Below are 11061 nucleotides of genomic sequence, written 5' to 3' on the forward strand. Positions count from 1 at the left end.
ATGGCACTGTCTACCCGGCAGAAACAGACCTATGCCCGCTACGCCCAGTATGCTCTTCTGGCAGTGATCGCCCTGATCATTGTTCTTGTTGCCGACTGGGCAACCCTGCGTGAGAAGGTTTTTAACCCTGAAATCATCGCCAAGCAGTTCCCCAACATCATCACTGTTGCCCTGAAGAACACCTTGATTTACACGGCTTTGGGTTTTGTGGTGGGTCTGTCAGGCGGTATTCTGCTTGCCCTCATGAAGATTTCTTCTATCGCACCCTACCGGTGGATTTCTTCGCTTTACATTGAGCTTTTCCGCGGCCTGCCCGCGCTTCTTGTCTTTATCGCCTTTGGCTACGGTATTCCGCTGGCCTTTGGGCTACGCCTGAACAACTATGTGACCGTGATGCTTGCCCTGGGTATGGTAGCTGCGGCCTACATCGGTGAAGTTTTGCGGGCCGGTCTTGAGGCTGTGCCCAAGGGCCAGTATGAGGCCGCTCGATCACTGGGTATGAGCCATACCCGCGCCATGGTGACCGTTATTATTCCCCAGGCTTTCCGGATCGTTCTGCCCCCGCTGACCAACGAGATTATCTTGCTGACCAAGGACTCATCGCTGGTCTACCTACTCGGTATGTCTGTTGCCCAGTATGAGCTCACCAAATTTGGTCGCGAAGGAATTTCCGGCTCCGGTGCCGGGCTGACCCCGCTGGTTCTTGCCGGTGTCTGCTACCTGATTATCACTGTCCCGCTCGGTTTCCTTGCCCACCACTTCGAGAAGCGTGCCCAGGCCCGCTCCCGCACGTAACCGCCACTACCGTTTCAAGGAATACAGCCATGACCGAAAATCCTGTACCTGCCTCAGTTAGCATTACCGACCTGCATAAATCCTACGGTGAGGTGGAAGTCCTCAAAGGCATCAATATGTCCGTAGCTCCCGGCCAAGTTGTCTGCCTGATTGGCCCCTCCGGCTCGGGCAAATCAACTCTTCTGCGGTGCGTCAACCTGCTGGAGACACCTAACAGCGGAACTATTGAGGTAGCAGGGCATGCGGTGACCCACCCCGACGTCGATGTCGATGCTATGCGTCGCTCTGTGGGCATGGTCTTCCAGCAGTTCAACCTCTTCCCGCACCTGACCGTACTCCAAAACTGTACGGTAGCGCAGATTAAGGTGCTCAAACGTTCCCGGGCCGAGGCCCAGAAAATTGCCATGGCTAACCTGCAGAAGGTGGGGCTGGCCGATAAGGCTCAGCGGCACCCTGATCAGCTTTCTGGCGGTCAGCAACAGCGCGTAGCTATCGCTCGTGCCCTCTCTATGAACCCCCAGCTCATGCTCTTTGATGAGCCCACCAGTGCTTTGGACCCCGAGACGGTAGGTGATGTTCTGGGTATCATGCGCCAGCTGGCTACCGAGGGCATGACCATGGTGGTCGTAACCCATGAGATGGCTTTTGCCCGTGATGTGGCTGACCGCGTGGTCTTCATGGACGGCGGTGTTGTGGTAGAGGAAGGCCCCGCTGAACAGGTCATCGGCAACCCCCAACAGGAGCGCACCCAGCTCTTCCTCTCACGTGTGCTGAACCCCACCCAGCAATCGTAGACGCTAGGTCCTTAACCGTGGTTTCTGGGCTCTCCACGAGTCGGCTATAAAGAAAACTGCGGCTACCCAAATCAGGCCAAAGCCTACCCACCTGCCAGCGGTGAGGGTCTCATGGGTAACAAAGAGAGCCAGCAGGAACTGCATGGTCGGGGTGAGGTACTGAATCATGCCGATCAGGGACAGCGGCACCCGCGAGGCCGCGCTCGCAAAGAGCAGGAGCGGCACCGCTGTGACTAGACCCGAGGCAGCCAGAATCCAAAAGTGAGGCTGACCCTCAGCAAACAGAGTAAGATCACCTCGGCGGGCAAAGTGAGCAAGTAGGACAGCTGCCATGGGTGCAAGAACCAGGGTCTCTACGCTCAGCGACACGACGGCGGGGACAGCTCCAGCGTACTTTTTGAGCAGACCGTAGAGGCCAAAGCTGAAAGCCAGGCCCAGGCCCAACCAAGGGATTGAGCCGTAGAAGACACACATGACAAGCACTGCTAAGGCAGCTACCGCGATACCGGCCCACTGGAGTGGGCGGAGCTTTTCGCCCAGGAAGAGAACGCCGAGCGCTACCGAAACAATGGGGTTGATGTAGTAGCCCAGTGACGCTTCCATCACATTGTGGCTTGTTGTGGCGATAACGTAGAGCAGCCAATTACAGAAAATGAGTAGGCCTGCGGCCCCGAGCACAAGGAGCTTTCTGGGGCGCTTAAGTACTGCCATGAGTGATTGAACCTGACGGGTTGCCGGTATCAGGAAAGCACAGAAAAGCAGGGTGAAGAGCACCCGCTCAGCCACAATTTCGAGGGGGCTAGCCGGTACCGTTAGCAGGAAATAGAGGGGGAAGAGGCCCCAGATAAGATAGCAGAGGAAAGCTGCAAGAATACCCGAGTTTCTCTGGTTAGTAGGCACCTGTTTTTCTTTCTGTGCTGATTCAGTAGGTCCCTGCAAGTATAGGTCAGTGCTTTCTATGGGCGGGGGAGTTCTAGCTCCTTAGGCGAATGCTCACCATAGAAAAGGCGGTGGCCCCCACCTATAGGGGGAGCCACCGCCAGAGACAACCCCCTAGAGCAGGGGTATCTTGGTCTTACAGACCGAAGAAGCGGCTAAAGAAGCCCTTCTTATCTTCCTTGGGCTGGGGCTTCTTAGAGGCCTCAGCGCGTTCGGCCTCAAGGTCAGGTGCCTGACCTGCCAAACGAATCTCCCGTGCATCACGGGTGTCTTCAGCTGACTCGTAACCCGTGGGGGCCTGCTGGGCTTCGTCAGGCTCTTCGGCGCTCTGCACAGGGGCAGCAGGCTGGTCCTGCACAATGTTCTCTTCAGCAATAGTGCTGGTGGTAACACGGCCCGGGCGTACATCTTCGGCAGGGTCCTGGTCATAGGGCTGGTCCGCATTGGGGTAGACACGGTCTGTGGTGATAGTACCTTCGACTTCATCTTCGAGGGCACTCTGTTCTGCCACGGGTTCCTGGGTAGGAGCTTCCGTAAAGGTCTGAGGCTCGGCTGCGGTAGCCTCTTCCTGCTCGGAACCTGCCTGCGCTTCAGCTTGCGCTTCAGCTTGCGCTTCTGCTTGCGCTTCTGCTTGCGCTGCTTCTTCAGCGGCTAGACGGGCGGCTTCTTCTCGTTGGGCCATTTGAGCTGCGGCCTCACGCGCGGCGAGGGTTTCAATACCCTGGCGTTCTGCTTCGAGCTGTTCACGCAGATCACGAGCTTGACTGGCAAGACGGGCTAGCTCATCGGCCCCGACCTGGGGCTCGGCTGCCTCAATGCCCGAAATCTTGCCCTTATCGAACCAAAGACGTAGCGCACCGTCTGCCGCAGTGATGACAGCGGTTGCTTCGGTGTCCCAGGCGATATGTGCGCCGCGGAGCTTGGCATAGGAGTCAACAGCGCGCAAGTGGTTAACAGCGGTGCCGGTCTGCAGGGCCTGAGCCATGACCTGACCCATGCGGTTAACGGTGGGGGCATCCAGGTCAAGCTGAGAGCCTTCGAGAAGGACCCATGCACGGACACCTGCCCCAGCTGTGATGGGGTAGTGGGCATAGATGCCGGTCAGTGCCTTGGTTGCGAGGGTGAGCTTGCGCGCTAGGCCGGAGTCCAGGGGGAGCTCATCGGTGGTGAGTTCCGTAATGGTGTGCTGTGCCCCGCCTTCACGCGCCTGGATTGCTGCCGAAACAACGCGGTCAGGGAAGTGACCGAGTTCTTGCCAGGACCAAATCCAGGAACCGCGGTTCTCAGACTCAGTGCCCAACAGGTAAGGGGTGAGACGTACGGAAGCATCAGACTGGAGGGTGAATGACGGCGCAGAGAAATCCACCGTCCATTCTGCGTCGCCGCTGATCTCAGCGAGACGGGCCTGGTACTCGGTGGAGATGAAGATCGAATCATCAATCAGATCCTGCAGTGTTTTAGTCATGGGTTAAGGCTAGCAACTCTTGGGGTGCTCACGCACCTTTTATACCCGTGGGGACCTGTATTTTCTATCTTTTACCAGGTTCTACCCACTTGGTTCCTTCCCTCTTCCGTGAGCAAGAAAGACACAAATTCAGGGGGCGTGTGGCTAAAAATAAATATTACGGTTGCCACATGTTTTTTAGACAGGGTAGTCGCAAATAACTTGACCAAACACAAGGAACACGCATATCAAGTGCAAGAATTCTTGCTTTAATAGGTATTGATAGGTATTGATAGGTATTGGTAAGCCTCTTCCCATATGGCACCAACGGGTGTGGAGGTATTCGTCCCAAACAATTCAGGAATTTCATGTCGCACTATAGTCCCAGATACGCAGAGATTGAACGCCCCACCATGGTTCAAGATGCTCTTAACTCAATTGGGAGCTGGATGCTGGGGGTAGTGTCCGTAGAGCCCGGTTGGAATGAGCTGGTCCTAGATATTAAGCCGCTCTCAGAGACTGTCTTTGTGAGAATCACTGAATCTCGCGATGAAGACGATTACCTGGGAAGTGTGGGCCCGCTTAAATCTGATAGCCCAATCCTTGAGGCTATTGAACAGCTACAGCATGCTTGCTATGCAGAGGATGAGGGAACCTGGTTCACTGCTTCTGTGGTCATCACCGCAAGCGACTGGCCCGAGCCAAAATACCAGATTGGTGCGTCCTATGACCGCCTTCAGGAGCCTGTTGACTGGAAGGGCGAGGGGGGCCTGACCGGTCGCGATATCCGCACTCATTTTGAAACCTTCCCACGTGCGGATGAGCATATCCCGGACTGGGCCGCCACACGCCTGGCAGGTCGTCGCGCTCCTGGTTTTACGGATGATACGGCCAAGGCGCAGCCTGCAAAGACCGCCAACACCTACCTGGTGGAGGCCCTTGAGGCCTTTTCCCAGGACCGGAGTGACCAGGCCCTTGCCAATGTTGTGCGTTCTGCCCAGGGCGGTAACCTGGTCATGGACATCTCCCAGAGCGTCGATAACTCCGAAGGCCAGCTCCAGACCAGCTATCAGGTTCTCCGCCTGTCGAATGGCATGCGTGCGCTCACAGCTTATTCCTCGGAGGAACGGGCCTGCGAATATTCTGTGGATGTCCTCGGTCTAGATATACCGCGTTTGACTACCGAGCACGCTATGAAAGTGTTTTTACAGGTAGCCCACGATGCGTCAATTGACGTCCTGGTACTTGACCCCGGTAGTAGACACGAGTGTTTCATAGAAAAATCTCAGATTCAGTGGGTCGTCGGTTCGCCCCACAATATGCCAGTACAGCGGGCGCTTATGGAGGGGAACATGCACGACCTGCTCCTTGCCCTGGTTGCTCCGGCTTCCACGCTCCTGATGGGTGTCCGTGCCGATGATCCAGCAGGTCGCCCAGTCATCCTCAAAAATGAGGATTCTGAGGACCAGTCTGTTGCACTGGTTTTTACCACTGTTGCAGAGATTGCTGCGCTTGATCCCTCCTTGCAGGTGCGAAGTGCCCCGGCCCTTGACATGCTCAAATTATTGGCTGCTGGTGCTAGTACAGCTGTGCGCATTAACGCCCTTGCTCCGCACGCTACCTTGCCTATGACTCAAATTTGCGAGCTTATTTCAGTAGTAGAATCGCAGTAAACCAAACTAGTCATACACACCAGGAGTATCTCCAATGACCGGTGCACTGCGCCAAATTGGCCACACCGTAGCCAACCATGCTCGCGCAGCCATTGCACTGTGGCTGGTGCTCTTCGTGATCGCTGGAGCTGGTGCCCTGACTTTAGCTCGGGGTGCAACAGCCAGCTATACCATGCCCGGAGCATCGTTCGATGCCGTCCGTGCGGACCTTCAGACTAAGCTCCCTGATAACGGTGTCTCTAGTGGTTACGTTGTGCTTGAGTCAGCTGGCGGTTTCACCGATGAGCAGAAGCAGGCCATCGCACAGGCGGTCGATACTTCCCACCAGGTTGAGGACGTTGCAGGTTCCGTTAATCCCTTTGAGGCGGCAGACGCTATCGCCCAGGCAACTACTACCCTTGAAAACTCAAAAGCTCAGCTAGATCAGCTTCAGGCTCAGATTAGCCAAGGCCAGGCTAAGGTCGATCAAGCTCGGGCCGCTCTACCTACAGATATCAGCCAGGAAGAGCTCAAAGAGCTTGCCCCAGACCTCCTTGCACAGGAAGAAAGCCTGAAACAGGCCCGTATCACCTTAAGGGCCAACAAACTTAAAGTAGATACCGGTCAGCGTGAACTTGATGCCATGGCCGAGGCCAACCTTGTCAGCCAAGGCGGAACCGTAGCAATTGTCAGTGTTGCCTTTAACAAGGACACTAACTCGTTGACTCCTGAAGTCCGTCAGAAGGTTTTTGAAACATTCAAGGCGCTTGAAGACAAGGGCATTACTGTCAACTACAGCTACGAGCTTGACCAGGACGTTTCTAAAGTTTTTGGTGCCTCGGAAGCGATTGGTCTAGCGGTTGCATTCGTCGTTCTGCTGATTACTCTCGGTACAGTTGTGGCAGCCGGTCTGCCTCTTGTTCTGGCACTTATCGGGGCGGGTACCGCAGTTGCCCTGGTCTACACCAGTACCGCTTTTATCGGCATGACCGCTACCGACCCGGTTCTAGCTTTGATGCTGGGGCTAGGGATTGGCATTGACTATGCTCTGCTGATTCTCCATCGTTTCCGTGAAGAACTTATGGACGGAGTCGATGTTCGGGAGGCTGTTGCAATAGCTAATTCAACGGCAGGTCATTCTGTCCTCTTTGCGGGTATGACCAATATCGTTGCACTCTCTGCTCTCTTTTTGACCGGTCTACCATTCTTGGCCGTCATGGGCTTTGCGGGTGCTTTCTCTGTTGCGCTGGTTGTTGCTTCGTCCTTGACTCTGGTCCCTGCGGTTCTTTCTCTCTTGGGCACCAAGGTTTTGACCAAGAAGCAGCAGGAAGAGCGCCGCAAGGACCTGCACCGGATCTCAGACAAAACTCACAAGCCACGTAACCGCCGTGAAGCATTCGCTGAAATTGAGGCTGCCTATAAGGGGTGGGGTGGTTTTGTAACCCGCCATCCTATTACCATGACACTGGTATCAGTTGCGATTTTGATTCTTGCCATTATCCCGACCAGTTCACTTCGACTTGGTCTGCCCGACGGTTCCTACCAGGCTAGCGACTCAACTTCCTACCGCGCCTACCAGACCATTAGTGACAAGTTCGGTGAGGGTTTTAACGGGCCTATCCTTGCCGGTGTCACCCTTTCCGTTCCGGGTGACCAGGAACACCTGCGCCTAGTTGCCTTGAACGTTGCCGGCAAGCTTAATAACAAGGACATCGAAAGTGTCGCTATCGTAGGGATGAGCGAAGACAACGCCACCGCAGTTTTGGCATTCTTCCCCAAGGAAGGCCCCTCAGCCCAGAGCACCCAGGATGCTGTGCACGCAATGCTCGATAAGGTTGAGCCTGCGGAGAAAGCCACGGCAACTAGTATCGGCTTAACCGGGCAGACTGTAGCTAACATCGAGATTTCTGAGCAGATTTCTACTTCAATTCCACTCTATCTCTCTGTCGTTATTCTGCTCTGTCTGATCTTGATGGCCCTTGTCTTCCGGTCAATTATTGTTCCTGTCATGGCAACCATCGGATTCTTGCTCTCAACCCTGGCCTCCTTTGGCGCTGTCGTTGCCGTCTACCAGTGGGGCTGGATGGGTGACCTCTTTGGGGTAACCCAGCCGGGGCCGATTTTGGCTTTCCTGCCCATCCTGCTCATCGGTATTCTGTTTGGTCTTTCCGTGGACTACCAAATCTTCATTGTCTCCGGCATGCGTGATGCTTACCGTAAGGGCCATACTGCTCTGGATGCTGTCGCCATCGGCTACAAGCAGGGTGGCGGGGTTGTGACTGCCTGCGGTGTCATTATGGTCGCGGTCTTCGCCAGTTTCGTCTTCTCACACCTGACAGCTGTGCGGCCTATCGGTTTTGCCTTGGCCCTGGGCGTGGCTATGGATGCTTTCTTGATTCGGACCACCTTTATTCCTGCAACCATGTACCTGCTGGGGGATGTCGCCTGGTGGTGGCCTTTCGAGAAGAACCGCAAGACCGAGGACGCGCCCAAGCACATCGCCTAAGTGCGGCTTCAGCGCTAAAGCCTGGGTACTTTCAAACATGAAAACCGCCCTGCGGTATCCAAGAGGACACCGCAGGGCGGTTTTTTATGGGGTAGCTACCTGGCTAAGCAAGGTAGCTACCTGGCAGGCTACTTACCTGCTACTGCTTGGCGTACACGAGCACCGAGTTCTTCATGGACAGAGTCCCAGTACTTGAATGCACGTTCACGGATTTCATCTGATTTCACAGCACCAACGTGGCCCGCGATGTTGGAGACCAGACGTTCCTGAGCGGCCTCGTCCATAACATCGGTGTACAGGGTACGAGCCTGGCCGAAGTCGTCGTCTTCTGCGTGCAGGGTGGCAGCGGCGTGAACCAGCGCGCCATCGGCTTCCCAGGAGCCCTCACCGGCGCGTGCAGGATCAGCGTGGGGGCCGCCCAGGCTGTTGGGCGCGTAGACCGGGGTATCTGCAGTCTTGAAGGAGTAGCGCATAGCGCCGTCCTGGCTGTAGTTGTTTACTTCTGCATTCCGAGCGTAGTTAACCGGAAGGTCCGCGAAGTTGGTGCCTACGCGGTAGCGGTGTGCATCGGGGTAGGAGAAGATACGACCCAGGAGCATCTTGTCGGGGGAGGGGCCGATACCGGGAACAAAGTTGGAGGGTGAGAAGGCAGCCTGCTCAACCTGGGCAAAGAAGTTCTCGGGGTTCTTGTTCAGAGTCATCTTGCCGACCTTGATCAGGGGGTAGTCGGCATGCGGCCATACCTTGGTCAGGTCGAAGGGGTTAAAGCGGTAGGTCTTTGCATCTTCGTAGGGCATGACCTGGACGTAAAGGGTCCATGAGGGGAACTCGCCACGTGCGATAGCGTCGTGTAGGTCCTGACGGTGGTAATCAGCGTTCTCGCCTGCAATGCGGTTTGCTTCTTCCTGGGTGAGGAAGTCGTTGCCCTGGTCAGTCTTGAAGTGGTACTTGACCCAGAAACGCTCGCCTTCGGCATTGATCCACTGGTAGGTGTGTGAGCCGAAGCCATCCATGTGGCGCAGGGTGGCGGGGATGCCGCGGTCACCCATCAGCCAGGTGACCTGGTGAGCTGATTCGGTGCGCAGGCTCCAGAAGTCCCACTGCATGTCGTTGTCACGCAGGCCGCTGCCGGGCATACGCTTCTGTGAGTGAATGAAGTCGGGGAACTTGATGGCATCACGAATGAAGAAGACCGGGGTGTTGTTACCTACGAGGTCGTAGTTACCCTCGGTGGTGTAGAACTTGATGGCGAAGCCGCGGGGGTCACGCCAGGTGTCAGGTGACCCCTGTTCACCGGCAACGGTTGAGAAGCGGATAGCCATTTCGGTAGAAACACCGGGCTGGAAGAGCGCTGCGCGGGTGTACTGTGAGACATCCTCGGTGGTTTCGAATACACCGAAGGCACCGGTGCCCTTAGCGTGAACGACACGCTCGGGTACGCGTTCGCGGTTGAACTGAGCGAGCTTTTCAACGGTGTAGGCATCGTGCAGGACGATGGGGCCATCGTTGCCTACAGTCAGTGAATCGTTGTCTGATGCAACGGGTGCACCTTGAGCGGTGGTGGTAAATGAACCGGGCTTAATCGGATTGTTCATTTCTCCTACTTTCCTGTGTGGGGTTATGCTCTGGAGCTCTTCACCGTGAGAGGTGAGGGAAACGACCGGAGCTGTGAGCGCTAGCTAACGGTGAGTTCTTGTGCAGCCTGTTGCTGAGCGAGCGCTACATCTTTTTCTTCTGGCTTCTGGCAGTCGGCGCAAATGCCTCGGTAGAGAACGTCTGCGCTGAGCAGGGCCATGCCGTGAAAATCGCTGGGGGTCAGGCAGGGTGCCTCACCGACCGCGCAGTCTACATCCTCCACTTTTCCGCAGCGGATGCAGTAGGCATGGTGGTGATTATCTCCGGTACGGGTTTCGTAGAGCCCTGCTGACCCTGGAGGCTCAAATTTACGGAGCATTTTGATGTCAGTTAGATCAGCTAGGACCACGTAGACCGACTGGACTGTGATACCGGCTAGTTCTTGGCGCACTGCTGTAACAATTGCATCGGCCGTTGAGTGCGGGTTTTCGTGAACTGCGCTCAGAACAGCGAGTCGTTGCTTTGTGACGCGACGCCCCTTGGCTCTGAGCTGAGCTGACCAGGTTTCCCTGTGGGAGCTAGCTGGTGCTTTCGGGGCTTCTGGCATGTGCTGGCAGCCTGCGGTGGCAGGCATGCTCCTTGTTGACATCATGTCACCATCCTACCCTTATTATGAATCTTTCACAATAGGCTCTGGCTGTGTTGTAGATCAGGTCTGCCTCTTCCCGGCGGGGGTGTTGCTTGAAAGGCTTTGCTGCTAGGCCTCTTGGCGGATATGCTCTGGAATCGTTCTGGCGAGAAAAGTTGTTGAAGAAAGTTTTGTGGTGTCAGGAGCGCCGCGATAGATTTTTGGTTGACGGTAAAAAATTTTTCAAACTTTTTTAAATTTCGCGTCATGAAACAAGTGGAAACCGCTCTTAATAAGTGATGGTGAAAATCATCGGCTGTTACCTACAAGCTGTTTGGGGCTTGAGGATAGCAAGAACCTGGCGGCGCTATGGGAAGCCTTGCCAGGCATAAGGGAATAATGGGCGCTCATCAATCGTGGGGATTGAGCGAGTGCAATCGCTGGCTATCAAGGTTAGGGACCCTTGATAGCCAGCGCTAAAGCACTGTGCTGTGATGTCACCGGGTGTCGGGTCGCTGCTGCTGGAACCAGATAATGAAGCGATCCTGCATGCTGCGCAAGCATTTACCGTGTACAGGGCCGTTCGCGGGTTCTGTACACGGAAAACATCGTGAGGGTCGCATGGTGCCTTGGTTTGCTGGTGACTGGAATTACGGTATCCAGTTCGTGGGCTAAAGAGGGTGTGCGGTATCTGATGGCCTGCATGCGCTTTACATATTGGGGAAATA

General features: G+C 55.6%; 8 protein-coding genes. 4 read left to right on the plus strand and 4 right to left on the minus strand.

The genetic code is table 11. The features are described from left to right. Together ACN082_RS02250 and ACN082_RS02255 are read left to right on the plus strand one after the other, a co-directional pair. Complete coding sequence (locus ACN082_RS02250) at positions 1-795, plus strand: amino acid ABC transporter permease (protein WP_419099221.1); 795 nt, start codon at positions 1-3, stop codon at positions 793-795. A 29-nt stretch (positions 796-824) separates the two neighbouring features. Further along, positions 825-1589 (plus strand): amino acid ABC transporter ATP-binding protein, encoded by a 765-nt coding sequence (locus ACN082_RS02255; protein ID WP_419099222.1) that lies wholly within the window; start codon positions 825-827, stop codon positions 1587-1589. A gap of 3 nt (positions 1590-1592) precedes the next feature. On the opposite strand, the gene rarD is transcribed toward ACN082_RS02255, so the two are convergent. Together rarD and ACN082_RS02265 are read right to left on the minus strand one after the other, a co-directional pair. Then, positions 1593-2489, minus strand: a complete 897-nt coding sequence (gene rarD, locus ACN082_RS02260; RefSeq protein WP_419099223.1) for an EamA family transporter RarD — start codon at positions 2487-2489, stop codon at positions 1593-1595. Between the two features lie 175 nt (positions 2490-2664). Then, entirely contained in the window at positions 2665-3993 is a 1329-nt protein-coding gene (locus ACN082_RS02265; protein ID WP_419099224.1) for a DUF6882 domain-containing protein, read from the minus strand. 347 nt (positions 3994-4340) lie between these two features. On the opposite strand from ACN082_RS02265, the gene ACN082_RS02270 reads away from it, so the two are divergent. Beyond that, on the plus strand, positions 4341-5645 hold the full coding sequence (locus tag ACN082_RS02270) for an SseB family protein (protein WP_419099225.1): 1305 nt from the start codon (positions 4341-4343) through the stop codon (positions 5643-5645). 34 nt (positions 5646-5679) lie between these two features. Further along, a complete protein-coding gene (locus ACN082_RS02275) occupies positions 5680-8130 on the plus strand; it encodes an MMPL family transporter (RefSeq protein WP_419099226.1) in 2451 nt (816 codons plus the stop codon). 128 nt (positions 8131-8258) lie between these two features. Here the strand turns inward: ACN082_RS02275 and ACN082_RS02280 are convergent, their stop codons facing one another. Together ACN082_RS02280 and ACN082_RS02285 are read right to left on the minus strand one after the other, a co-directional pair. Beyond that, positions 8259-9725 (minus strand): catalase, encoded by a 1467-nt coding sequence (locus tag ACN082_RS02280; protein ID WP_419099227.1) that lies wholly within the window; start codon positions 9723-9725, stop codon positions 8259-8261. Positions 9726-9805: 80 nt separating this feature from the next. Further along, the gene (locus ACN082_RS02285; protein WP_419099228.1) at positions 9806-10339 is read right to left on the minus strand and encodes a Fur family transcriptional regulator; all 534 of its coding nucleotides are present in this window, start codon (positions 10337-10339) and stop codon (positions 9806-9808) included. Positions 10340-11061 lie beyond the last annotated feature (722 nt).

Origin of the sequence: Rothia sp. CCM 9417 (assembly GCF_048513575.1) — a bacterium.
Lineage (GTDB): Bacteria > Actinomycetota > Actinomycetes > Actinomycetales > Micrococcaceae > Rothia.

Coding starts and splice junctions, on each gene's coding strand:
- ACN082_RS02255 (WP_419099222.1), top strand. CDS start 825: ATGACCGAAAATCCTGTACCTGCCTCAGTTAGCATTACCGACCTGCAT.
- ACN082_RS02270 (WP_419099225.1), top strand. CDS start 4,341: ATGTCGCACTATAGTCCCAGATACGCAGAGATTGAACGCCCCACCATG.
- ACN082_RS02275 (WP_419099226.1), top strand. CDS start 5,680: ATGACCGGTGCACTGCGCCAAATTGGCCACACCGTAGCCAACCATGCT.
- ACN082_RS02285 (WP_419099228.1), bottom strand. CDS start 10,339: ATGCCTGCCACCGCAGGCTGCCAGCACATGCCAGAAGCCCCGAAAGCA.
- ACN082_RS02250 (WP_419099221.1), top strand. CDS start 1: ATGGCACTGTCTACCCGGCAGAAACAGACCTATGCCCGCTACGCCCAG.
- ACN082_RS02265 (WP_419099224.1), bottom strand. CDS start 3,993: ATGACTAAAACACTGCAGGATCTGATTGATGATTCGATCTTCATCTCC.
- ACN082_RS02280 (WP_419099227.1), bottom strand. CDS start 9,725: ATGAACAATCCGATTAAGCCCGGTTCATTTACCACCACCGCTCAAGGT.